Annotated in this window: 21 protein-coding genes; 8 read left to right on the plus strand and 13 right to left on the minus strand. The window is 64.0% G+C overall.

Translation table 11 applies throughout. The features are described 5' to 3' along the window. Positions 1-57: 57 nt before the first annotated feature. Positions 58-1140 (minus strand): MFS transporter, encoded by a 1083-nt coding sequence (locus tag AOC05_RS10290; RefSeq protein WP_062007140.1) that lies wholly within the window; start codon positions 1138-1140, stop codon positions 58-60. Positions 1141-1309: 169 nt separating this feature from the next. On the opposite strand from AOC05_RS10290, the gene AOC05_RS19780 reads away from it, so the two are divergent. From AOC05_RS19780 to AOC05_RS10300, 3 genes are all read left to right on the plus strand, one after another. Then, positions 1310-1435 carry a carboxymuconolactone decarboxylase family protein gene (locus tag AOC05_RS19780; protein ID WP_230085299.1) on the plus strand — a complete coding sequence of 42 codons (126 nt, stop codon included), beginning with the start codon at positions 1310-1312 and terminating at the stop codon, positions 1433-1435. Between the two features lie 181 nt (positions 1436-1616). Then, positions 1617-2102 carry a hypothetical protein gene (locus tag AOC05_RS10295; protein ID WP_157374960.1) on the plus strand — a complete coding sequence of 162 codons (486 nt, stop codon included), beginning with the start codon at positions 1617-1619 and terminating at the stop codon, positions 2100-2102. Positions 2103-2135: 33 nt separating this feature from the next. Then, positions 2136-2762: a class I SAM-dependent methyltransferase gene (locus AOC05_RS10300; protein ID WP_062007142.1), complete on the plus strand. Its 627-nt coding sequence runs from the start codon at positions 2136-2138 to the stop codon at positions 2760-2762. Positions 2763-2792: 30 nt separating this feature from the next. Here AOC05_RS10300 and AOC05_RS10305 read toward each other — a convergent pair whose 3' ends face one another. Both AOC05_RS10305 and AOC05_RS10310 read right to left on the minus strand, forming a co-directional pair. Then, a complete protein-coding gene (locus tag AOC05_RS10305; RefSeq protein WP_062007143.1) occupies positions 2793-4655 on the minus strand; it encodes an HNH endonuclease in 1863 nt (620 codons plus the stop codon). Between the two features lie 199 nt (positions 4656-4854). Beyond that, complete coding sequence (locus AOC05_RS10310) at positions 4855-5343, minus strand: GNAT family N-acetyltransferase (RefSeq protein ID WP_062007144.1); 489 nt, start codon at positions 5341-5343, stop codon at positions 4855-4857. A gap of 64 nt (positions 5344-5407) precedes the next feature. Between AOC05_RS10310 and AOC05_RS10315 the strand changes: the two genes are divergently transcribed. The 3 genes from AOC05_RS10315 (at position 5408) to AOC05_RS10325 (ending at position 10478) form a co-directional block, all read left to right on the plus strand. Then, positions 5408-6217, plus strand: coding sequence for a hypothetical protein (locus AOC05_RS10315; protein WP_062007145.1), 810 nt, complete (start codon positions 5408-5410; stop codon positions 6215-6217). Between the two features lie 13 nt (positions 6218-6230). Next, a complete protein-coding gene (hrpA, locus tag AOC05_RS10320) occupies positions 6231-10166 on the plus strand; it encodes an ATP-dependent RNA helicase HrpA (protein ID WP_062007146.1) in 3936 nt (1311 codons plus the stop codon). Positions 10167-10256: 90 nt separating this feature from the next. Beyond that, positions 10257-10478, plus strand: coding sequence for a type II toxin-antitoxin system Phd/YefM family antitoxin (locus AOC05_RS10325; RefSeq protein ID WP_062007147.1), 222 nt, complete (start codon positions 10257-10259; stop codon positions 10476-10478). A gap of 39 nt (positions 10479-10517) precedes the next feature. Here AOC05_RS10325 and AOC05_RS10330 read toward each other — a convergent pair whose 3' ends face one another. From AOC05_RS10330 to AOC05_RS10350, 5 genes are all read right to left on the minus strand, one after another. Next, complete coding sequence (locus tag AOC05_RS10330) at positions 10518-12281, minus strand: BCCT family transporter (protein ID WP_082357919.1); 1764 nt, start codon at positions 12279-12281, stop codon at positions 10518-10520. Between the two features lie 93 nt (positions 12282-12374). Beyond that, complete coding sequence (locus tag AOC05_RS10335; RefSeq protein WP_082357920.1) at positions 12375-14108, minus strand: long-chain-fatty-acid--CoA ligase; 1734 nt, start codon at positions 14106-14108, stop codon at positions 12375-12377. Between the two features lie 48 nt (positions 14109-14156). Continuing rightward, positions 14157-14585: an HIT family protein gene (locus AOC05_RS10340; protein ID WP_062007148.1), complete on the minus strand. Its 429-nt coding sequence runs from the start codon at positions 14583-14585 to the stop codon at positions 14157-14159. An 11-nt stretch (positions 14586-14596) separates the two neighbouring features. Further along, positions 14597-15646 carry an NAD(P)-dependent alcohol dehydrogenase gene (locus tag AOC05_RS10345; RefSeq protein WP_062007149.1) on the minus strand — a complete coding sequence of 350 codons (1050 nt, stop codon included), beginning with the start codon at positions 15644-15646 and terminating at the stop codon, positions 14597-14599. Beyond that, positions 15643-16488: a sulfurtransferase gene (locus AOC05_RS10350; protein ID WP_062007150.1), complete on the minus strand. Its 846-nt coding sequence runs from the start codon at positions 16486-16488 to the stop codon at positions 15643-15645. Before AOC05_RS10350 ends, AOC05_RS10345 begins: the two co-directional genes overlap by 4 nt. A gap of 66 nt (positions 16489-16554) precedes the next feature. On the opposite strand from AOC05_RS10350, the gene AOC05_RS10355 reads away from it, so the two are divergent. Further along, positions 16555-17634, plus strand: a complete 1080-nt coding sequence (locus AOC05_RS10355) for a PLP-dependent cysteine synthase family protein (protein WP_062007151.1) — start codon at positions 16555-16557, stop codon at positions 17632-17634. On the opposite strand, the gene AOC05_RS10360 is transcribed toward AOC05_RS10355, so the two are convergent. Beyond that, positions 17631-18287 carry an MBL fold metallo-hydrolase gene (locus tag AOC05_RS10360; protein ID WP_062007152.1) on the minus strand — a complete coding sequence of 219 codons (657 nt, stop codon included), beginning with the start codon at positions 18285-18287 and terminating at the stop codon, positions 17631-17633. The genes AOC05_RS10355 and AOC05_RS10360 overlap by 4 nt on opposite strands. Positions 18288-18412: 125 nt before the next feature. Here AOC05_RS10360 and AOC05_RS10365 point away from each other — a divergent pair, with 125 nt between their 5' ends. After that, on the plus strand, positions 18413-18823 hold the full coding sequence (locus tag AOC05_RS10365) for a Fur family transcriptional regulator (RefSeq protein ID WP_186760203.1): 411 nt from the start codon (positions 18413-18415) through the stop codon (positions 18821-18823). A 100-nt stretch (positions 18824-18923) separates the two neighbouring features. Here AOC05_RS10365 and AOC05_RS10370 read toward each other — a convergent pair whose 3' ends face one another. From AOC05_RS10370 to AOC05_RS10385, 4 genes are all read right to left on the minus strand, one after another. Beyond that, positions 18924-20321, minus strand: a complete 1398-nt coding sequence (locus tag AOC05_RS10370) for a lipase maturation factor family protein (RefSeq protein ID WP_062007154.1) — start codon at positions 20319-20321, stop codon at positions 18924-18926. A gap of 122 nt (positions 20322-20443) precedes the next feature. Then, positions 20444-21322: a metal ABC transporter permease gene (locus AOC05_RS10375; protein WP_062007155.1), complete on the minus strand. Its 879-nt coding sequence runs from the start codon at positions 21320-21322 to the stop codon at positions 20444-20446. Next, positions 21319-22137, minus strand: coding sequence for a metal ABC transporter ATP-binding protein (locus tag AOC05_RS10380; RefSeq protein ID WP_062007156.1), 819 nt, complete (start codon positions 22135-22137; stop codon positions 21319-21321). The genes AOC05_RS10375 and AOC05_RS10380 overlap by 4 nt, the downstream gene beginning before the upstream one ends. After that, positions 22134-23051, minus strand: coding sequence for a metal ABC transporter solute-binding protein, Zn/Mn family (locus AOC05_RS10385; RefSeq protein WP_062007157.1), 918 nt, complete (start codon positions 23049-23051; stop codon positions 22134-22136). Before AOC05_RS10385 ends, AOC05_RS10380 begins: the two co-directional genes overlap by 4 nt. Positions 23052-23117 lie beyond the last annotated feature (66 nt).

Consider the following 23117-nt stretch of genomic DNA (forward strand, 5'->3'; position numbering starts at 1 on the left):
TGCTCTCCTTAAAGTACGACGGCGTTCGGGTGCGGTCAGCGGGCGGGCCGGTTGGGGTCAGCGCACGTTCTTGATCCGGTACACGGCGAGTCCGCCGGCAAGCATGATCACTGCCGCCACCAGGTACAGGCTGCGATAGCCGGCCACGCTGAGCACCAGCCAGCCGACGATGGGCGCTATGGGAATGTGCTGGGCGGTGTTGACCAGGCCCAGGTCGCGGCCGCGGGTTTCAGGATTGGGCAGCAGATCTGTCACCAGCGCCTGGTCAACGGACAAGAACATGCCAAAACCAAGCCCCAGCAGCACGGCCGCCACCATGGACGCGTCCCAGGTGGGCATTGCGGCCAGCAGCAGCGCGGCGGCGCCCTGCAGGCCGGCAGCCAGGGCGATGAAGATCCGCCGCCGGCGCCACCTGTCCGAAAGCACCCCGCCGAGCCAGCTGGTGAACCCGCAAGCTACCAGGTAGATCAAGATCAGGATGAGCAGGGAATCGTCGGGGTTCTTGACACCCAGGACGTCGGAGAGGAAAAAGAACAGGTACGTGGTGCCGACCAGGTTACCGGCGTGGATCAGCACTCGCGAGGCCATGGCCCAGTAGTAGCCGGGGTAGCCGCTGGGCCGGGGCAGCGTGATGGCATGGCGCAAGCTGGCCCGGTTCACGGGGACCTGGTCGGCGATCATGGCGGAGAGTGCCACCAAAACGGCCGCCTCGCCCAAGGCGACCACGGCCACCAGCAGCGCGATGATGACCCAGTTCGTTTGCAGGCCTACCAGCGCGAAGGGGACGGCCGCCGTCGCAAATCCCGCTAGTACCCAGCTGCGGCGTCGGGCGAATCTGCTGCTGGTGCGGTCGCACAGCACGCCGATGACGGGCACCGACAGCAGGATTACGATGGCCGTTTCAGCGATGAGGAACGACGCCACGCCCACCTTGTTCTCGGGGGACACAGTTGCGCTGATTTTGGCGACCATGAACTGGCCCGGCAGCATCACCAGCAGCCAGAAACCGAACCAGGCGAGCGCAAAATGCCATAGCCACGCACGACTGACAGGTGCCGGCTGGGAACTCTGGGGCAATGCGGCCTTGGGAAGCGATTCGGCCATCCCCCTGCTGGCATTGGCCGGATCTAATGTGGCCATGACTTGAAGTATGCGTGACTCAGCTCACTTGGCAACGGTTCGCGGACCCACCCTTGCCGAAACCAGCATGTGGCGGGAAGCTTAAAGAAGCCATTGGAACACGTTCACTAGGAAGAAGCATCGCCAATGTCACCGCAGCGGCTCCCTCGGCGAGGACCTGCTGGCTCTGGTGAAGATCCGGGCCTCACAAATTAACGGCTGCGCCTATTGCCTGGACATGCACGCCAAGGAAGCACGGGCAGCCATTGCCGTCACCTTGATCAGTTCCAGGGCAAGGAACTGCCGATGCTGTTGATGGCCATTTCGGCCATCAATGTTTGGAACCGGCTCGCTGCTGCCACGCATCAGGCCCTGCCGGACATGATGGAAGGGTAATTCGTGAACTTAAGCTTGCAATAGGATTGGTGATTCGTGCCAAATTTGGTACGTAGCGTTCACTAGTTCTTTTAGCCATCGTGCTCGGCTTGCTGATACCTATGACCTATCAAATAATGCCAGAGGCCTCTGTAACCCTGAAGAATTTTCAAGAACTCCGGGCCGGTGCTGGCTCGGAAGCCACAGCAAAAGCCGTAGATATCGTGGAAGACAAACGGACCACAGACGGCAAGCGGCACACCACCACAGTTTGGTACTGCCTCGTGTATGAATTTACCAACGCCTACGGGGATACAAATCAACTGATGCAACGCATCAAATGCAGCAAAAAGGAGCCCGCGCTCAGTTCCTTTCCAGAAGTCCCCGTCGTATCTGCCACCCAGCCCGGCAACTATGATTCCTATTGGAATTCAGATGAGTCCCAAAAGGAACTCAGTGCGACATCCGGGAACTACGTTATCTGGTTCTACGCCAGCATCGCCGCCTTTGTACTGACAATTGCGGGAATTATTTGGATCCTTCGCGTCCGGAGCAAGCAAAAGCGTGCGGCCCGTACCGCCTCACCAGTCGAGGTAAATTTGCCCTGACGCGGAGCGTGTGCTGGCGTATACGCTGGCACCATGACTGCAATATTTGATGAGAATTATTGGAATGATCGCTATGGCCAGCACGGTACGCTTTGGAGCGGGCACCCCAACCCCCAGCTAGTGGCCGAGGCCTCGGATCTGGCCCCGGGAACTGCCTTGGACGTCGGCTGCGGTGAGGGCGCGGATACCGTATGGCTGGCTGAGCGCGGCTGGCAGGTCACCGCCGTCGACATTTCCAGCGTGGCTTTGGAAAAGGGCACCCTCCATGCCGCCGACCGCGAGCTAACCGGGTCGGTCATCTGGGAGCACCACGACCTTCTGGTCTGGACTCCCCCGGCATGGTCCTTTGATCTGGTGTCAGCGCAGTTCATGCACCTGCCCCGCCCGGATCGGGAACCTCTCTTTGCTCGCTTGGCAGACGCTGTTGCCCCTGGCGGGACGCTGTTGCTGGTGGGGCATTCGCCGCAGGATGTTCAGGCTGGCGTCCACGCGCATTTCGGCGCGGACCGGTTCTTCACCGCGGAGCAGATGGCTGCGGCCCTGGACCCAGCCGCATGGCAGCTCCTGGTGTCCCAAGCCCGGTCCCGAACATCGTTGGGGCCCGACGGCCAGACCATCACCATCCACGACGAGGTCCTCCGAGCGGTGCGCCTGGCCTGAGGGGTCCTGCCTGCGAAGCGAGGTGAGCCGTCAGCATCGCCTGTTTGCCCTGCGGCTTGGCTTCCCGCGCGACGGCCCGGGAAGCGGCGGGGCCGTGGAGATGTAGCGGTGACCCGTGGGTGTGATGGTTCCAGTGCTGACCAGGCCGCCCCCGGGCACGGTGTTGCGCTCAAACGCCCAGCCCGGCGCTTCCTTGGCTTGGTTGCACGCAGTGCACAGACCCTGTCCGTTGTCGATGCTGGTGAGCCCTCCGGCGGCGTATGCCTTGACATGGTCGTATTCACGGATGGGCGCGTCGCAGTACGGTGTTTGGCAGCGCTGGTCCTGCAGGCGCAGGAATTCCTTCATCCCCTCGGGAAAGAGCCTTCCCTTTGAGTCCATGGAAATAAGCGCATTGCTGTCAGGATGGGTGAAGAGGCGTTTGAGCCAGACCCTGGGTGAGAATCCAGCCCCGTCACCGCCGAGCACCATGCTGCGTGCCAGAGGTGCGGGAATGGGATCGTATCCGGCCAGAACGGCTGGATCATTGGCGCTCCCAAAGAGCACACGGTCCGTCATGACCAGTTCAAGTGAAATGTTAGCTTCATCCACCGTGGTGCACAACGTCCCGGTGGCGGCCCCACCCAGCGGTGATGCCGCCTGCAGGCCAGTTGCTTCCATTGTGCCAGTCCCACCGGCCGAGACTCCCCTGTGGTCGCCCACCCCGCCAGCTCCGGCATCGCATGGCGCGTGTTCTGTGAGCCGGTGTATCAGGGCGTCGGCCATGAGCTGGCCCTTACCCCGTTCATCACCGGAGGCCTTGGCGCTTTCGGCCACCTTGGTCAGTGTTGCCAAGATTCGCACGCCCTGCCGAAGCGGAATCAGTGCGGTCAAGAAGGTCATGCCGTCTGCAGCCGGGCGAAGGGAAAGATGGCGCTCCCCCACCGCCATCTCGTGGCGTTTCACAAACACCTGCGGGTCCAGTGCGTACGCGGCACTTCTCGTGGCCGCCGTCAACTCACGCGTCCCCATCCGCGCCAGGGCATCGCCGTCCGCGGCGATGAGTTGGTCGACCCGGAGACGGTCCTCCAACTGCAGGAAAACCGTTTCCCTGGCAATGATCCCGGCCCGGTACTCGCTGAGTTTTCCTTCCACAAACGCATTCATGGTGTGTGGAAGTTCCCGCACCAGCACGTGCGCGAGTTCGCACAGTTGCCGGCCCCTGTGCGGGGACTCGTGCCGGGACAGGCCCACCTGCGCCGCGATGCCCCGGCCGATGGCATTGCGGGGCATCCCGGCCTTCGCCTGGGCCAGCCGCTGCTGGCCCACAAACAAGGCTTGCGCCTGGGCCTGCACGGCGGCGACGGCGTTCTTCGTCTCCTCCAGACGCCCGATGATCTCGATCAGGGCCGCCCCGGAGACGTCCGCACCGCAGACCTCCGCACCTGCCCCGCCCGGGCCTTTTACCGGGCCGTTTACCGGGCCGCTACCGCGCAGGGCAAGCAACACACTCGCCGCCTGGTCCGACAGGGAACCGGCCTTGCGGGCCGCGGCCCCGACACCGGAGCTGTACTGGGCAAATTCGGCCAACGATTCGGCACTGCGGCCTTCCCTGACACCCCGGTCAAGCTCGGCCACTGCATCCTCGGCTGTGCTCCGGGCCTGGGCCGCCAGCTCGTAGGCCAGGGCGGCGTCCAACTGCGCCAGTACCACCGGGTCAAAGAACCGCGAACACGCCTCCACGAGCACACCCGCCGCCACTAGGACCGTGCCGCAACGAACATCGAGCCCCTGATCAGCGGTTCCCGGGGTCGGAGCGGCCTCGGCAGGACTGACGCCAACGGGTGCAGCACCGGCGGCCGCACGGGCACCCCATGGGGAGGACTCCAACCACTCCCGTACCACCATGCCCATCACCCGCCCGTTGAACCCGAACCACTGAATTAGACTATGCGTTTGAGTACCACTTTTTTCTTTGCTACTCATATTCTAAATTTGGGTACTGACATTCACCGCCCACAATGGGCCCTTTTCGAAAATCTGTGGACAACTATTTCCATCCCCGAAAGTTGTCCCCCCGCCACCGCCGTCGAACATGAAGCGGGCACACCTGCTAAAGCTGCAGCTTGAACCCTGCATGGGAAGGAGTAAAGCCCAAGCGTTCGTAGAAGCGGTGCGCCTCCACTCGGGACTTGTCGCTGGTCAGCTGCACCAGTGCGGCGCCGCGCTGGCGCCCCTCCCCAACAGCCCAGGAGATCATGGCAGAACCCAATCCGTTCCCGCGCAGTCCCTCATCGACCCGCACAGCCTCAATCTGCAGCCGCAGGGCACCCCCTCGGGCCAACCCGGGAATGAACGTCAACTGCATGGTCGCCACCATTGCCCCGTCGGCGGAGTCCACCACGCACAGCAGCTGGGCCGGGTCAGCATCGATGACATGAAACGCGGCAAGATAAGGTGCTCGGTGTTCGGGGGCACCCGATTCCACTGCGGCTCGCAGCTGGTCCCGGGCTATTAACTCCACAATGGGTCCGACGTCGGATCCAAGCGCCCGTCTGAGCGTGAAGTTCTGGTCGGCGAGCGCGAAGGTAGTCAGAGTCATAAGTTATATCTTCCCCGCACGGTGACGATGAAGTATCTTCAGCTATCCATGACAGAGTTTGCCCATGACCAAATTGATTGTCGTCCTTGCCGTGCTCGCGGCTCTGGCATGGGGAGTTACGGCTCTCGCGTCGTGGATCACCAAGAAGAAGGCACCGCTGGCCATCACTGCCGGGCCCGGACCGCGCCAGGTGAGCGCCGCTGAGCGGAAGAAGGCCATGGTGCGCGCTCAACTGCCCACAGCGGTTGCGATCATTTTTTCGATCATCATGTTTGTCGCATTGTTCCGGGTATCCATCGCTCTGGCCGGTCAGGTGGGCCAGGCTGGCATGGCTGTGGTGCTCACAGCAGTGTTGAGCACCAGTGGTGGGCTGCTGATGTTCTCGGCACTGCCGTCCCGTGAAAAATTGCCCGGGACACCTCAGCGCCTTGTTGCCGGGACCGCTTTCATTGTGCCCGTTGCGGCATTCCTGGCGTTCCTTGCCTGCCTGGTGGCCGCCGCATTAAGCACGCAGGTCAAGTTCGGCTGGGCCGAGAGCGTCCCACTGATCGTGGGCACCATAGTCTTGGCCGGCGCCGCATACCTGGCCTTGCGCCGTATTTCAACCACGGTGTCGTTGCCGGACCCCCGCATGGCGGCGCTGGATCGGCAATGGCGGGAAGTTTCAGCGTGCCTGCTGCTGCGCTTTACTGGCGGTGCGCTGCTGGCCTGTTTCGGCGCCACGGCCATCGTTGCCGGGCTGTCAATCATCATCACCGTTGCCGGGGCGGCACTGGCTTTAGCTGGCGCTGCGCAACTCTTTCTGGCGGCCCAAGGAGCTTTGAAAATCCGCACCACGGTCGGGGAAGGAACACCTAGCCCAATCACCGCATAAACTGGTTGGTACCATGACTTTCACTATCACCTACCCTCCCGCGCTGCCGGTCTCCGAGCGTCGCGAGGACATCATGGCCGCGATCGCCGCCAACCAGGTCACCATTATCGCCGGCGAGACCGGTTCGGGAAAGACCACCCAGATCCCCAAGATGTGCGTGGAGCTGGGCCTGGCCGAGAAGGGCCTGATCGGCCACACGCAGCCGCGCCGCCTGGCCGCCCGCACCGTCGCCGAGCGTATCGCCAGCGAGCTCGACGTCGAGATCGGCGAGGAGGTGGGCTTCCAGGTCCGCTTCACCGGCCAGGTGGGTCCGAAAACCAAGATCAAGCTCATGACCGACGGCATCCTGCTAGCGGAAATCCAGCGCGATAGGCTACTGCGCAAATACTCCGCCATCATCATCGACGAGGCCCACGAACGCTCCCTGAACATCGACTTCATCCTCGGCTACCTGCGCCAAATCCTGCCCCAGCGCCCGGATCTGAAGATCATCATCACCTCGGCCACGATCGACCCCGAACGCTTCGCCGCCCACTTCGCCTCCCCCGACGGCCCAGCCCCCATCATCGAAGTCTCCGGGCGCACCTTCCCCGTGGACATCCGCTACCGTCCCTTGAGCGGTCCTGCCACAGGGGAGGACGACGACGAACTGGGCTCGGGCGCGGACCGTCGCCAGTTCGTAGGAGACAGGGAAGACGGGGGTAACAGTGAGGAGGACCGGGACCCGTTGGATGCGGTGTGCGACGCCGTGGACGAACTCTCCAAGGAAGCCCCCGGGGACATCTTGATCTTCTTCTCCGGTGAACGTGAAATCCGGGATGCCGCAGATGCTCTGGCCGGCCGGGTGAAAACCAACCCGCGGCTGCGCGACGTCCAGATCCTGCCGCTATTCGCCCGTCTGTCGCTGGCCGAACAACACGCAGTGTTCACCACGGGCAGCCGCAAGCGAATCGTGCTGGCGACCAACGTGGCCGAAACCTCGCTGACGGTGCCGGGCATCAAGTACGTGATCGACACCGGCACCGCCCGCATCTCCCGCTACTCACACCGGACCAAGGTCCAGCGACTGCCCATCGAGCGGGTCTCCCAGGCATCGGCGAACCAGCGCTCGGGCCGTTGCGGGCGCGTCTCCGACGGTATTTGCATCCGGCTGTACTCCGAGGAGGACTACAACGCCCGCAGCGAGTTCACCGACCCGGAAATCCTGCGCACCAACCTGGCCGCCGTCATCCTCCAAATGACAGCCATGGGCGTTGCAAAGGGACCCAAGGACGTGGAAAAGTTCCCGTTCGTTCAGCCGCCGGACTCCCGCGCCATCACCGACGGCGTAACCTTGCTGCGCGAGCTGGGCGCCGTGACCGCCCAAGGCGGGATCACCGACGTCGGACGCCAGCTCTCCCAACTACCGGTGGACCCGCGACTGGGCCGGATGATCGTGGAAGCAGCCAAGCGCGGCGTGGCCGCCGAGGTTATGGTGCTCGCCGCCGCCCTCACGATTCAGGACCCGCGCGAAAGGCCCACGGACAAACAGCAGCTCGCCGCCGAAAAGCACAAACGCTTCCAGGACGAAAACTCCGACTTCACCGGGTTCCTGAATTTGTGGCGGTATATCAAGGACAAGCAGAGGGAGCTGTCCTCCAGTGCATTTAGGCGCCTGTGCAAGGCCGAATTCATCAATTACCTGCGCGTGCGCGAATGGCAGGATTTGTTCACCCAGCTCAAGCAGATGGCGAAGCCGCTAGACATCAAGGTCGCAGGCTCCAACATCGACCCGGTGGGCAACCACGACGCCATCCACAAGTCCCTGCTGACCGGCCTGCTCAGCCATATTGGCCTCTACGATGCGCGAAAGCGTGAGTACGCCGGCGCGCGCGGCACCAGGTTCATGGTGTTTCCAGGCTCGGCCCTGTTCAAAAAGTCGCCGGACTGGGTGATGGCCGCCGAACTGGTGGAAACGTCCCGGCTGTGGGCCAGGGTGGCGGCGAAGTTCGACCCGCTGTGGGCCGAGGAGGTGGCCCCCGGACTGGTCAAACGTACCTACAGCGAGCCGCACTGGTCCAAGAAAATGGGCTCGGTCATGGCGCACGAAAAAGTCACGCTCTACGGGGTTCCGATCGTGCCCGACAGGCGCATCCAGTACAGCCGGATCGACCCGGAGCTGTGCCGTGAGATGTTCATCCAGCACGCCCTGGTGGAGGGCGACTGGCACACGAACCACAAGTTTTTCCACCGCAACCAGGCCGTACTGGCCGAGGTGGAGGAGCTGGAAACCCGCATGCGCCGCCGCGACCTGCGTGTGGACGACGAGGCGCTCTTTGAGTTCTACGACGGGCGCGTGGGCGCCGAGGTGGTCTCCGAACGGCACTTCGACAAGTGGTGGAAGGAGGCCCGGCACGAAAACCCAGCGCTACTGGACTTTGACACGCACGTGGTCATGGCCGAGGAGCCCGCGCTCGACGAAACCGCCTTCCCCAAAATCTGGACGGAGGGCGAGTTTGTGCTGCCCCTGTCCTACGAATTCCATCCCACGGCGCCGGGCGCTGCCCCGAACCCGTCCGACGGCGTGAGTGTGCAGGTGCCGCTGTTGTTCCTGAACCAACTTCACCAGGCCCCGTTCCGTTGGCAGATTCCGGGCTTGCGCGCCGAACTGGTCACGGCGTTGATCAAGTCGCTGCCCAAGGCGGTTCGGAAGAACTTCATCCCGGCCCCTGATGTGGGCCGGCAGGCGGCCGCCGCGCTGGCGTCCGATTTCGATCCGTCAGTTGACGTGCTGGAACCTTCCCTGGAACTGGCGCTGCGCCGGATCAAGGGCCATGTCATCCCACCCGGATCCTGGAACTGGGATGCCGTGCCCACACACCTGCGCATGACATTCTCCGTGGTGGATAAAAACGGCAAGATCCTGGAGGAGGGCCAGGACCTTTCCGCACTGCAGGCCGAGCTCGCCGGTGCCACCCGCCGGGCCATCGCCGAGTCGCTGGGCGCTACGCCGAAGACGGTCTCGCTCCCCAGCCGCTCCCCCCAAACGCAAGCTCCCGGCGGGTCCCTCGCGGCCGTGGGCCCAAGCGCGGGCACCGCCGGCATTCAGGAGCGTTCCGGCATCACCGAATGGGACATCGCTTCCCTGCCCCGGGAGGTCAAACGATTGGTGGCCGGGCACACCGTGACCGGTTACCCGGCTCTCGTCGACGAAGGCGCCACTGCGGGCATCCGTATCTTCCAGCGCCAGGACGTTCAAGAATCCGCCATGCGCGGCGGCGTGATCCGCCTGCTGGCGCTGAAGGTCCCCTCTCCCGACAGGTACGTCCTGGACCACCTGAGCAACACCGAAAAGCTCACATTCAGCCAGAACCCGCACGGTTCCGTCACGGACCTGATCGCCGATTGCACCCTCGCCACGATCGACAAGCTCACTCCTGCGCAGCTGCCATGGACGGAGAAGGACTTCCAGGCGCTGTATGAAGTCGTCAGGGCGGAACTTATTGACACGGTGTTCTCGGTGACCGCCGTCGTCGAACGCGTCCTAGCCTCGAAACTGCGCATCGACAAGGCGCTGCGGGCCAGCAACAGCTTGCCGCTCATCAGCGCGCTGAACGACATCAAGGCGCAGCTGGAATTGCTGGTCTATCCGGGCTTTGTGGCCAAGACCGGCTTTGCCCAGCTCAGCCAGCTGCCACGTTATTTGTCGGCGATTGAGAAGCGGCTGGAGAAGCTGCCCTCCAATGTGCCTCGCGACGCGGCCTCGATGGCGGCCGTGCAGCGCCTGGAAGATGAGTACGACGACGCCGTGGCGGCCTTGGTGCCCGGGCAGCGCTCTACTGCGGCGCTGGAGCACGTGCGTTGGATGCTGGAGGAACTACGCGTGAGCTTGTTTGCCGTGGAGCTGGGGACGGCGCATTCGGTGTCGGAGAAGCGGATTAGGGTGGCGATGACCAAGGCCATGGCCTAACCCGTCCCCGAAACCATCTACCGACGCCATCTCACCGATGTGCAGCCACACGCACCTCACGCACAATTACGTGTACGTGAGGAGCGTGGTATGCAAACCATGAGTTATTCGCAATCCCGGTCCAACCATGCGGCAGCCCGTGATGCTGTGCAGAATGACGGTGAAGAAGTTGTTATCACCCGCTCCGGGAAAGAACCTCTCGTGATGGCTTCCCCTGCCAATGCACGGCGCCTGCGCGGTGCCATTGACCGCCTGGAGGACAGGTCCGGCGTCGAGCATGAACTCCTGCCATGCCGCTACCACTTCGAATAGGGCGCGGCGCGGCCGGCGGCGGCCTGTACGGTTTTCTAACTATGGTTCGGTCTCGCTTGTCGCTGCGGGGGCAACGCCGCCCGGGGCCTGGCCGCCGTCGGGCCCGGGGTCCTGCCGGTGGTGGCCAAACGGATCGATGCGCGTGCGCTGCTCGGCCGGGAGCCGACGACGCAGCATGGCCGTGAGCGCACGCAGGTTTAGCAGCGGGGAGTCCTGGTTGGGGTCTTCGACCTCCAGCCCGTAGAAGTCTCCAATATGGTCCACGAACGCCACGCGCTTAGCCTTCTCGTAAGCCCGGGTTTCACGGGAGAACGCCCGGTAGGTGGACCAGCAGATCAGGATCAGCACCACACTGAAAGGCAGGGCGATGATGATCGCCGCGGTTTTCAGGGCCTCCAGTCCGCCGGAGAGCAGCAGCGCGCTGGCCAGCAAGGAGGTGGCCAAGGTGAAGAAGATGCGGATCCAATTCTTGGGTTCCACGTCTCCGCCGCTGGCGATCATGCCCATGACCAAGGCGCCGGAGTCGGCGGAGGTCACGAAGAAGATCACGATCATCAAGATCGCACCGATGGTGAGCACGGCACCGCCGGGAACTTGGGCCAGCATCGCAAACAGGGCACCGGCGGTATCCACCGTTCCGTCCGGACCCACCAGCCCGCCCTTGCCGGAAAGCTCAGAGTACAGTGCGGTGCCGCCCAGTACGCTGAACCACAAAATGGTGACCACTGTGGGTACCAGGATGACCCCGGCCACGAATTGGCGCACGGTGCGGCCCTTGGAAATTCGAGCGATGAAGATGCCCACGAACGGGGCCCAGGAGATCCACCAGCCCCAGTAGAACGTGGTCCACGTTGACTGCCAGGCTTCGCCCTCCGCACCGGTAAAGGCGCTGACGTTGAAGGCCATGCCCAGAAAATTCTGCAGGTAGTTGCCGGTGGACTGCACAAAGTTGCGCAACAGGAACTGAGTGGGGCCGACCACCAACAAGAAGAGCACGAAGATCCCGGCGAGGATGAGGTTGGTGTTTGAGAGCCATTTCATGCCCTTGCCCACGCCTGAAAGGACCGAGAGCAACACGAGGCAGGTGACCACCGCAATGATCACCATGTCGATGAACAGCGAGGAGGTGATCAGCCCGGCGCTTTCCAGACCGGCACTGATCTGCAGCACGCCCAGTCCCAGTGAGGTGGCGACACCGAAGATCGTGCCGACGAGGGCCACGACGTCAATGAGGTTGCCCAATCCGCCGCGGACCCTCTTTCCCAGCAGGGGTTCAAGCGTCCAGCGAATAGATACTGGGCGGCCGCGGCGGTGGATGGCGTAGGCCAAGGCCAACCCGATGACCACGTAGATCGACCATGCATGGACTCCCCAGTGCAGAAAAGTCTGCGAGAGGGCGTGCTGGGCGATCTCAGCGGGGGACCCGGTGGTGCCGGGCTTGGGGGAGGCAAAATGGCTCAGGGGTTCGCTGACCCCGTAGAACACCAGGCCAATGCCCATGCCGGCGGCGAAGAGCAGGGCGAACCAAGAACCAAGCGAGAACTCGGGTTTATCGTCGTCCCGACCCAGCTTGATATCGCCAAATTTCCCAAAGCCGACCCAGAGACAGAAAATCACGATGGCGGTTGCCAGCAACACGTAGTACCAGTTGAAGTAGCCCACGATGGTGCCTTGAATCCCGGAAAACAAGCTCTCGGCGCTGCTCGGAGCAATCATGGCAAATGACGCGAAGACGACGACGATCGTGGCTGCCGGCCAGAAGACCCAGCGGTGGATCGGTGGTTTGTTCTTGGTTTCTGACATTTCTCCAGCATAGGCGCATATTCGCAGGCGCGACCGGGATTTTTAGATGGGGAAGGCTACGCCCGCCCGCTTGGGTGCTCACTCGGCCCGCCATCACAGTGACGGCAGCGCCTCTTCCTTGACCTTTTTACGCAGAATCTTCCCCAACATGGACCGTGGCATATCCGCAATTTCCACCACCCGGACCGGAACCTTGTAGCCAGCCAGCAAGGTCTTGCAGTGGGTACGCAGGGCGGCCTGGTCCAGTTCGGTGCCGGGCTCCAACTGCACGGCCGCAACCACCATCTCGCCTCCCCGCTCCAGGGCCTTGCCAAAGACAGCGGCGTCCACCACGTCGGGGTGCTGGCGCAGCACCGCCTCCACCTCGGACGGGGAGACGTTGAACCCGCCGGTGATGATCAGTTCCTTGACCCGGTCCACGATGGTGGTGAAGCCGTTGGCCCCGACGGTGACAACGTCCCCGGTGCGCAGCCAGCCGTCGGGCGTGAGTGACTTGGCGGTTTCCTCCGGGTTGTTCCAGTATCCCTGAAAGACCTGGGGTCCTTTGATCAGCAATTCCCCGGGTTCCCCTGGTGCAACCTCGACGGCGGGATCCGTCACCTCCACAACCTTCATCAGGGTCGAGGGGAACGGCACGCCAATGGTCCCGTTCTCCCGGGTGGGGTAAAACGGGTTGCCGAAAGCTACCGGGGAGGACTCGGTCATGCCATAGCCTTCCACCAACAGGCCGCCGGAGACCGACTCCCACAGCTCCACCACATGGGTAGGGAGGTTCATGGCGCCGGAGATGCAGTATTTGCACGAGCGCAGGGAGACCCCTTTCTCCTTAGCGGCCATGGCGGTACGTTCGTAGATGGGTGGGACGGCGCAGTAGACCGTGGCCGGGGTCTTTTTCATGGCCGCCAGTACTAGGTCGGTGTCGAACTTGGGAAAAAGCACCAGCAGGCCCTGCTTGCGGATGCCGAAGGTGAGGTACAGCGTCATGCCGAAGGCGTGGAACATGGGCAAGATGGCGTAAAGGACCTCCTTGCGCAACTGGGCGCCGTGCATCCAGGCCTCACCCTGCAACGCATTGGAATAGAGATTCAAATGCGTGAGCATGGCGCCCTTGGGGTGGCCCGTGGTGCCGGAGGTGTAACCGATCACGGCCAGGTCCCCCACGCCGGGACGTGTATGCGAGGGATCGATGCCGCCGTTGGCCAGCAACGCCTTCCACGGCATGGCTCCGGGAGCCGGCCCGCCCAGTGCCGCCCGGGTGGCCCGCAGCTTCTTCACGGGCAGGCGCAGTGCCATTCGTTTCACCGCGGGAAACTCGGACAACAGATCCACCGCAACCACGTGCTCGATGGCGACGTCGGCGGGGAATTCCCGGATGGCGGCCACGGCCTTGTCCCAAGCGATGACCACGCGGGCCTGGTGGTCCTCAAACTGGTGGCGGAGTTCGCGTGAGGTGTACAGCGGGTTGTGTTCAACCACGACAGCGCCCAGTCGCAGTACCGCGTAAAAGGCCACCACGTGCTGGGGGCAGTTGGGCAGCACCAACGCCACCCGGTCTCCGGCGCGCACGCCGAGCCGGCGCAGCCCCTCCGCGGCCCGGTTCACCTGCTCCCCGAGCTCGCGGTAGGAGGTGCGGCGGCCGAAGAACTCCATGGCTGGGGAGTCCCCGGCCTCCGCCACCGACCGTTCCAGCATTGCCACGAGCGACTCCGTGGGCAGCTCGATCTCGGCCGGGACACCCGGTTGGTAGTTCTTCACCCACGGGTGGGGTTCAGTGGCGGGTCGGCTGGTGTCCGGGTGGTCAGTGTTCGGGTGCTCGGTGTTCGGCATGGTTCCATCTTGCCGCCAGCGCCGCCTAGGTGTCGAATATCGCAGGTGTCAGGCCTCCGGGACGAACGCCCCGTGACCGGCGTTACGCAGGGCAACCCGGATCTTCTTCGCGTTGGCGTCCATCACGGAAGGGTCCGGGTTGTTGTCCACGGCGGCAAAGCTGAAGTTCTCCAACCCGTAGGCCGGAAAAACGTGGATGTGCAGGTGCTCCACCTCAAAGCCGGCGATGATGACGCCCGCGCGGGGGGCACCGAACACCGAAACTTGAGCCTGGCCGATGGTCTGCGCCACCGCCATCAGCTTCGTCATGAGCTCCGGGGCGGCGTCGGTCCACTTGTCCACTTCAAGGCGCGGTACCACCAACGCATGCCCGTCAGTAATCGGGCCGATGGTCAAGAAGGCGACAGCGTCCTCGTCTTTCCATAGGAACCGACCCGGGATGTCGCCGTTGATGATCTTGCTGAACAATGTGCTCACGAAAAGGCTCCTTAGAGGGTTGAGGTGTCCAACACGAATCGGTACTTGACGTCCCCGGCAACCATGCGGTCGTAGGCCTCATCGAGCTGGTCGGCGGCGACCAGCTCAATGTCGCAGACAATGCCGTGTTCGGCGCAGAAGTCCAACATTTCCTGGGTCTCGGCAATGCCGCCGATCAGGGAGCCACCATAGGCCAGACGCCTACGGATCAGCAGCCCCGGGTCCACGGCAGGCATCTTTTCGGAGGGCAGGCCCAGCTGGATGAGGGCGCCGTCGCGGTCCAGGGTGCGCAGGTACGGGTTGAGGTCGTGCACGGCGGCCACGGTATCCAAGATGGCGTTAAGCGAGCCCTTGGCGGCGGCCATCTGCGCGGGATCGGAGGAGATGACCACGTGGTCGGCACCCAGCTCGCGGGCGGCGTCGGACTTCGCCGGTGAGGTGGTGAACACGGTGACAGTGGCACCAAGTGCCTTGGCGATCTTCACGGCCATGTGGCCCAGCCCGCCCAGGCCGATCACGCCCACGCGGTCGCCGTCCTGGACATCGAGGTAGCGCAGGGGCGAGTAGGTGGTGACGCCGGCGCACAGCAGTGGCGCCACGGCGGCTGGATCCAGGCCGGCAGGCACCTTCAGCACGTAGTTCTCATCAACCACGATCGAGGAGGCGTACCCGCCCTGGGTGATGGTGCCGCCGTTGCGCTTATCCACCGCGCCATAGGTGCCGATGTTGCCGTTTTCGCAGTACTGCTCAAAACCTTCCAGGCAAGAGTCGCACTCGCGGCAGGAGTCCACCATGCAGCCCACACCCACGGGGTCGCCCACGGCAAAACCCACCACGTCATATCCCACACGGCTCACGGTGCCCACGATTTCGTGTCCCGGGACCAGGGGGTACTTGGCCGGTCCCCACTCGGAGCGGATGGTGTGCACGTCGGAGTGGCACAGCCCGCAGAAGTCGATGGCGATCTCCACGTCATGGGCGCCGGGTTCGCGGCGGTCAATGGTGCTGGCGGCAAATCCGGACGTGGCAGAGGTGGCTGCGTATGCTTTTGCGTGCGTCATGGTTCAACCCTATCGCCACCGGGGCCGGTCTCCACCGGCAATTCGGCCCGATTGGACCACGCGGACCATGAGCCTGGGAACAAAGATGCGCGGAAACCGGCAATTTCCAGGGCCGCAATCTGGTGCGCTGCACTCACTCCCGAGCCGCAATAAACCCCAATTTCCACTCCCGGTGCAACCCCCAGGGCGGCAAAGTGCGCCCGTAGCGCCTCCGCCGAAAGGAACGTTTTGTCCGCCGCTAGGTTCTCCAGGGTGGGTGCGCTCACAGCCCCCGGAATGTGCCCCGCTCGCGGGTCAATCGGCTCGGTCTCGCCCCGGTACCGCCCCCCCGCACGCGCATCCAGCAGGACGCCGGGCCACTGCCCAGCCTCCTTTTCATCAAGGGTTCCCTTTGCCCCGAACCGTACGACGGCGTCACCCGCCTGTGCCTGCACCTCCCCAGTGCGCTGCGGAAGGCCGGCGGCGCGCCAGGCCGCCAGGCCGCCGTCGAGCAGGAAGACATTGCCGATGCCTGAGTACCCCAGTAACCACCAGGCGCGGGCGGCGGCGGCCGATCCGGCGTCGTCGTACACCACCACGGTGTCTGCCGTATTGATGCCCCAGCGGTGCACTGTCGCCTGAAAGTCGGCTTCGGCGGGCAAGGGGTGGCGGCCGTCGCGGGGTTCGCCGTGGCTGGCCAGCTCGGTATTCATGTCCACAAAAACCGCCCCCGGGAGGTGTCCTGCCAGGTAGTGGTCGTGTCCGTGCGGGTCGCCCAACACCCAGCGCACATCCAGCAGCACGGTCCGCTGCCCGGCGGCCAGCCGCTGCTGCAACTGCGCAACGGTGATCAGAACGCTCATCTCAGGCTCCAACTCGTAAGGTGTTTAGCTCAAATCTATCGCCACCGCGCAGGTTACGCTGGTTTTATGAACAATCAGCAAGAGGCGTGGGCGTGGACTCACCAAGCCATGCAAAAAGTCCAGGCCGAGAACAACCGCAGCGCCGACACCCACCTGTACAAGGTTGAGCTGCCCGCGCACTGGGGCGTTGACCTTTACATCAAGGACGAATCCTGCCACCGTACGGGCAGCCTGAAACACCGTCTCGCCCGCTCCTTGTTCCTGTTTGCGCTGGTCAACGGTTGGATCCACGAGGGCACCACCGTGGTGGAGGCCAGCTCAGGCAGCACCGCCGTGTCCGAGGCATACTTCGCCCAGCTGCTGGGCCTGGACTTTGTGGCCGTCATGACCCGCTCCACGAGCCCGGAAAAGGTGGCCCTGATCGAGAGTTTCGGCGGGCGCTGCCACTTCGTGGACGCAGCGGATGAGGTGTATTCGGCGGCGGCCGCCATTGCTGCGGAAACGAACGGGCACTACATGGACCAGTTCACCTACGCCGAACGTGCCACCGACTGGCGCGGCAATAACAACATTGCAGAGTCCATCTTCAGCCAGATTTCCCACGAGCGCTTCCCCGAACCCGCCTGGGTGGTGGTGGGCGCCGGCACCGGCGGCACCTCCGCCACGATTGGCCGCTACATCCGCTACCACGGGCACTCCACGCAGCTGGCCGTGGCGGACCCTGAGGGGTCGGCGTTTTACCCGGCGTGGAAGAACTCCGACATGTCGGTGGTGACGGGGCGCTCCTCCCGCATCGAGGGGATCGGGCGCCCACGCGTGGAGCCCAGCTTCGTGCCCGGGGTGATCGATACCATGATCGAGATCCCCGACGCCGCCTCGGTGGCCGCCATGATCCACTTCCGCGAGCTCGCTGGAATGTCTGCGGGCCCCTCCACGGGCACCAACCTGTGGGGTGTGTGGCAGCTGGTGGCGGCGATGGTAGCCACAGGTGAGCGCGGTAGCATCGTCACGCTGATGTGCGACGGCGGCGAACGGTACGCGGGCAGCTACAACAACCCCGTGTGGTTGGCGGAAAAGGGCCTGGACCCGGCCCCGCACCTTGCCACCATTGCGGACTTCTTCGCGACGGGCCGCTGGGACGGCTAAAGTTCCACGGACTCCCCCGCGGCCAGGTGGCGGAAGTCCGTGCCATGCTCGGCGCCGACCCGGGCAATGTGCGATTCGGTGAAGGACAGCCCGTTCTCATTTAGCAGGCCGTCGTGGATCTGGAACGCCCGCGGCGCCCGCACCGACACCACGAAGTCCACCACCTCAGCCACCTTGGACCAAGGCGCGTGCACGGGCACCAGCAGCGTCTGGACCTGAAGCCCCGCCGGGACAATCAAGGAGTCGCCCGGGTGGTAGAGCGCGCCGTCCACCAGGTAGCCCACATTGGCGACCACCGGGATGGTGGGGTGGATCAACGCGTGCTGGCCGCCGAAGCAGGCGACGCGGAAGCCCGCCGTGGTGAAGGTGTCCCCGGCGGCGGTGTTGTGGACCTGCCCCGCCGTGGCCGGGGCGCCCGCGCGAAGCGCATCCGCCACGACGGCGGGGGCATGGACGGGAAGTCCGGGGTTGGCCGCCAGTGCCCCAAGAACCACGTCCTGATCAAAGTGGTCGGCGTGTTCGTGCGTGATCAAGATGGCCTGGACCCCTGCCAGTGCCGCCGCCGTTTCCGAGAAAATTCCCGGATCTACGACCAGCACGCGGCCCTCCTTCTCGAGGCGGACACAGGCGTGGGTGAATTTGGTCAGCAACATGGTGCCAGCATATGCCTGCGGTTGGGCAGTGCCAAGGACCGGGCCACCCCAAGCAGCCGGTAGATCTTGGGCTAAATGCGATAGGCTGGATGATTGGAGCAAAAGCGGGGAAAGAGGTTGGACAGATGTCGCAAGTGCCGGTGAAGGAACAGCGCGTCACCAAGCAGCGGCTGGCCATCAGCGCGGCTTTGGATACTTTGGTCGATTTTGTCAGCACGCAGGAATTGCACCGCATGCTCCAGGATGAGGACGTTCGGGTGTCCTTGGCCACGACGTACAGGATTCTGGCGTCCATGGCGGAGGACGGCCTGGTGGACACCCTGCGTAACGGCGACGGCGAGGCCGTATACCGCCGCTGCTCGGCCACCTCTCACCACCACCACCTGCTGTGCCGTAACTGTGGCAAGACAGTGGAGATCCAGGCCCCGGCCGTGGAGAGCTGGGCCGCCACCATTGCGAAGGAAAACGGTTTCACGCAGGTTCAGCACACCGTGGAGATCTATGGTCTGTGCCCGGAGTGCACCGCCGCCTTATAGTCCCGGCCTTCCCTCATGCGCAACTGCACACCATTGGCAGTGCGCCACACGTCAACTGGCGCAACGCCAGGCATTGCCGGCTGCGCACTAAGAAACTGGCTCAACAACTCAGTGGCGGCACCAGCTCACCCAGCGGCTCGCGCACCCACCAGTCGCCGCTCGCCCGCCATTCGTGCCAACTGGTGAACCTGTAGCTGAACACCCGTGCCCGGACCCATTCCGGGCGCCTGCCAGCAAACGGGTCGTGGCGCAACAGCTTCAAGGTGGCCGGATCGGCGTCCAGCAGCTTGTGCAACAACGGCACAAACCACGTCAGCCCGGGCGAGCCCAGTGCCAGGAACCACATGAGCCAGTCCAGCCGCAGGTGGTAGGGCGCAAACTGCCGCGGCATCCGTCCCGGTTTCCCAGGTTTACCGCGAAAGCCGTATTCAAGCCAGACGCCTGTCTCGGGGTTGCCGCAGGTCCCCTCCACCACCACCTCGTAGCGCTCGCGCGTTATGGAACCAAAGGCGCCGTACGCGTTGGCCAGCCGCCACCTGTTGAAGCTGCCGTTCATGACCTGGTTCCGGGAGAACAAGTTGCGCAGCGGCCACCAGCTCAGCACCAGCATCAGCGCCGCCACCGCCAGGACGACGGCGCGGAACCACGCCGGGCTTCCCGGTCCCCCGGGCGCCTGGCCGGCCAGGGCGGGTACATCCACCGCCGAGAAGGCGAGCACTATGGTGATGGCGTTCAGCCAGGCAAAGTTGCCGGAGAGGACCAGCCAGCACTGGGTCACAATGACCACGCCGGCCGCCGCGGTGGCCCATGGCTGCGGCGCGAACAAGAAGAACGGCACCACCAGCTGCGCCGCGTGGTTGCCAAGGACCTCCACCCGGTGCAGGGGTTTGGGCAGGTGGTGGAACCACCAGCTCAGCGGGTTCGGCATGGGCTGGGTTTCGTGGTGGTAGTACAAGGCTGTGAGGTCCCGCCAGGCGGGGTCGCCGCGCAACTTGATCAGGCCCGCCCCAAACTCCAGACGGAACACCAGCCAGCGAAAGGCGAAAAGGGTGAGGACCGGCGTCGTGGTTTGATCCGAGCCCAGGAACGCGGCCAGGAAGCCTGCCTCCAGTAGCAGGATTTCCCAGCCAAAGCCGTAAAAGACCTGCCCCACGTTCACGATGGACATGTACAGCAGCCAGAGGGCCAAGAACACCAGCATCGGCACCCAAGCAGGCCCGCGCTGTGGCAGGCCCAGCACTACGGCCGATGCCAGCACTGCCCCGGTCCATGCCACCCAACGCAGAAGCGTGTCGCTGTAACGCCAGCGAAAGAGTGTGGGACCTGGCGGGCGGTTGATCCGGGCCAGGTACCGTGGAACGGGGAGCAGGCCGTGCTCGCCCAGCAGTGCCGGAAACTGCAGCACGCTGGAAACAAACGCGATCACGTAAATGACCGCGATCCCGCGCTGGAGCACCGTGCGCGCCAGCTCCGCGTTCGCCGCTCCGAACCAGTCCATGCCTCAACGCTAGATCCCCCGGCGCCGGAATACACTGTTATGCGCCATACTCGTCGCGAGCAGGGCGCATAACACTGTTGTGCGCAACACCCGATACGAACAGGGCGCGGAACAGGACCGGTCTAAGCCGCAGCCGTCTCGGACCGCACGGACCAGCCGCGTTTGCGCCGCCACGTGCCCACCACCTTGCAAACCACGTAGATCAGGAAGGACAGGGTGGTCACGTACGGGGAGATGGGGATCCGCCCGCCCAGGGCCAACATGATGCCGCCCACGGTGGACACCATGGCGAAGGCAACGCTAAGCAGCACCACCATGCGCGGGGCCACCGTCACTTGCAAGGCTGCGGCGGCCGGAGTGATCAGCAGGGCAAGGACCAGCAGTGCGCCCACCACCTGGATGGACAGGGCCACGGCAATGCCCAGCAAGAACATGAATACAAGCGACAGGGTGCGTACGGGCACCCCTCGCGCCGTGGCGATGTCCGGGTCCACGCTGGCAAAGGTCAGGGGACGCCAAATCAACACCAGCCCGGCGATGACCACGAGGGCGGTGCCCGCCAAGACGGAGAGCTGTGTGGTGTCAACCGAGACGATCTGCCCCGTCAACAGACCAAATTTATTGGCCGAGCGGCCCTCATACAGGGATAGGAACAAAATGCCCAGCCCCAGCCCAAAAGGCATGATCACGCCAATGACGGAGTTCTTTTCCCGTGCGCGCACACCCATCACCCCCAGCAGCAGGGCAGCCAATACCGAGCCCACCAGGGACCCGAAAATCACGTCTGCGCCGATCAGCAAGGCGAAGGCTGCCCCGGCAAAGGAAAGTTCGGCAATGCCGTGGACGGCAAACGCAAGGTCGCGCATCATCACAAACGTGCCGATCAGCCCACCCACCAGGCCAAGTATGGCCCCCGCCAGCAAGGTGTCACGGAACAGCGGCAGCAGTTGTGCATAGTTGGAGAAGTTCAAGACGGCGTCGCTGAAGTCGGTCCAGCTCAAGAGGGAACCACCTCCTGTGCGGCGTGGCCGTCCACCCTGGCGGCGCCCACCACCACGATCCGTCCGTTACTGTGCAGCACCTCAACCCGGGTGCCGTACAGTTCCGAGAGCACCTCGGTTCTCATGACCTGCGCCGGCGTCCCAATGGTGAATCGCCCGTCCGCCAGGTACAGCACCCTGTCCACATGCTCCAGAATCGGGTTGATCTCATGCGTGACGAAAACGACGGCGGTCCCGTTCGCCTTCGCTTGTTCGCCCACCAGTGCGCTGACTGCTTTTTGGTGGTGCAGGTCAAGGGAGAGCAGCGGTTCGTCACACAACAGCACCCGAGGGTTGGATGCCAGCGCCTGGGCAATGCGCAAGCGCTGCTGCTCACCCCCGGAGAGCATCCCCACCGGAATCTTGGCGTACGGTGTGGCGCCCACCTGGGCCAGGAGCCCATCCACCCGCTGGTTGTAGGCCCGGCCGCGGATCCGTACCCCCCACTTGTGGCCGTCAACACCCAGGCCCACCAGGTCGCGGGCCCGCAGCGCAGTGTCCGGGGCAAAGTTCTTGTGTTGGGGGACGTAGCCAATGCTGCGGTGGCCGCGTTGGGCTGGCGCGCCGTCGATCATCACAGTTCCTGCGCTCAACGGGGCAAGCCCGAGCAGGACCTTCAAAAAGCTTGTCTTGCCGCTGCCGTTGGCGCCCAGGACGGCCAGGAATTCCCCCGCGGCGATATCAAGGCTCAAGCCATCCCACAGGGTGCGCGGCCCGTAGCTCAGCTGGGCTCCGTGCAAGCTGATGACAGTGGGCCGGGACGTGTTCGGGCTCAACGGCCCAGCGCGTTTTCAAGTTGTGCCACGTTTGCATCCATCCACTGAATGTAGTCCATGGAGGCTGGCAGGGTTTCGCTGAAGTCCAGCACGGGGACGCCGGCCTTCTGCGCAGTGGCCTTTACGGCTTTGGTCTGGGGACCTTCGGTTTGGTTGTTGTAGGCCAGCAGGGCGATGGTTCCCGATCCCATCAAGTCCACGGTGTCAACCATGGCTGTGGCGGGCACGTCCGACCCGTTTTCTACGGCCAGGCTGAATTCGGTAGGGGTCTTGTTCATCAGCCCCGCCTGCTCCAAGAGGTACAGCGGCACGGGCTCGGTGATGGCCACGCCCTTCCCGCCGTGGGATGCCTGCAACGCGCCTAGGCGTGTTTCCAGTGCGGAGAGGTGGTCCTTGAAGGCGGCTGCGTTGGCCGTGAACGCGGCGGACTGCGCTGGTTTCGCCGCGGTGAAGCGTGCGGCTAGGTTGTCGGCCACCAGAGCCATGGTGGGTAGCGAGTACCAGAGGTGTTCGTTGAAGTCGGCGCCCGTGTCCAGGCCGGAGAGGTCGCTGACGTTCAGGATCTGCTCCGGCGTCAGCGTTCCCTTGGCAAGCTGCACGAAGAAGTCGTCGTAGCCTCCGCCGTTTTCAATGCCCACGGCAGCTTTGGAGAGGGCCAGCTTGTCCTGGGCATTGGCCTCGTAGGAGTGCGGGTCCGCCCCGGGCTTGTTGATGATCGAGTGCACGGACACCAACTCCCCGCCCACGGCCTCGGCAATGCTACCGTACACGTTGGTGGAGGCGACAACGGAAATCTTGCCATCCGGCGTTCCCGTCGGCGGCGTGGCACCACTCCCGCAGGCCCCCAGCAGCAAGGTGACTGCCAAGGCAAGGCCGATGACCAGGGCTGGGGGGCGGGGGTGGCTTAAACGCATGCGATTCCTAACGTAGTGCTAATGAGAATTGTTACCAATAGATACAGCTTAGCCTATATTGGGAAC

It is taken from the genome of Arthrobacter alpinus, from assembly GCF_001294625.1.
GTDB classification, from domain to species: Bacteria; Actinomycetota; Actinomycetes; order Actinomycetales; family Micrococcaceae; genus Specibacter; species Specibacter alpinus_A.

Bases quoted from the DNA above. Each gene is read 5' to 3' on its own strand.
- AOC05_RS10385 (WP_062007157.1), bottom strand. From the start codon at position 23,051: ATGCGTTTAAGCCACCCCCGCCCCCCAGCCCTGGTCATCGGCCTTGCC.
- AOC05_RS10290 (WP_062007140.1), bottom strand. From the start codon at position 1,140: ATGGCCACATTAGATCCGGCCAATGCCAGCAGGGGGATGGCCGAATCG.
- AOC05_RS10305 (WP_062007143.1), bottom strand. From the start codon at position 4,655: ATGGGCATGGTGGTACGGGAGTGGTTGGAGTCCTCCCCATGGGGTGCC.
- AOC05_RS10300 (WP_062007142.1), top strand. From the start codon at position 2,136: ATGACTGCAATATTTGATGAGAATTATTGGAATGATCGCTATGGCCAG.
- AOC05_RS10345 (WP_062007149.1), bottom strand. From the start codon at position 15,646: ATGACGCACGCAAAAGCATACGCAGCCACCTCTGCCACGTCCGGATTT.
- AOC05_RS10355 (WP_062007151.1), top strand. From the start codon at position 16,555: ATGAACAATCAGCAAGAGGCGTGGGCGTGGACTCACCAAGCCATGCAA.
- AOC05_RS10310 (WP_062007144.1), bottom strand. From the start codon at position 5,343: ATGACTCTGACTACCTTCGCGCTCGCCGACCAGAACTTCACGCTCAGA.
- hrpA (WP_062007146.1), top strand. From the start codon at position 6,231: ATGACTTTCACTATCACCTACCCTCCCGCGCTGCCGGTCTCCGAGCGT.
- AOC05_RS10360 (WP_062007152.1), bottom strand. From the start codon at position 18,287: ATGTTGCTGACCAAATTCACCCACGCCTGTGTCCGCCTCGAGAAGGAG.
- AOC05_RS10325 (WP_062007147.1), top strand. From the start codon at position 10,257: ATGCAAACCATGAGTTATTCGCAATCCCGGTCCAACCATGCGGCAGCC.
- AOC05_RS10295 (WP_157374960.1), top strand. From the start codon at position 1,617: ATGACCTATCAAATAATGCCAGAGGCCTCTGTAACCCTGAAGAATTTT.
- AOC05_RS10335 (WP_082357920.1), bottom strand. From the start codon at position 14,108: ATGCCGAACACCGAGCACCCGAACACTGACCACCCGGACACCAGCCGA.
- AOC05_RS10365 (WP_186760203.1), top strand. From the start codon at position 18,413: ATGTCGCAAGTGCCGGTGAAGGAACAGCGCGTCACCAAGCAGCGGCTG.
- AOC05_RS10315 (WP_062007145.1), top strand. From the start codon at position 5,408: ATGACCAAATTGATTGTCGTCCTTGCCGTGCTCGCGGCTCTGGCATGG.
- AOC05_RS10330 (WP_082357919.1), bottom strand. From the start codon at position 12,281: ATGTCAGAAACCAAGAACAAACCACCGATCCACCGCTGGGTCTTCTGG.
- AOC05_RS10350 (WP_062007150.1), bottom strand. From the start codon at position 16,488: ATGAGCGTTCTGATCACCGTTGCGCAGTTGCAGCAGCGGCTGGCCGCC.
- AOC05_RS10370 (WP_062007154.1), bottom strand. From the start codon at position 20,321: ATGGACTGGTTCGGAGCGGCGAACGCGGAGCTGGCGCGCACGGTGCTC.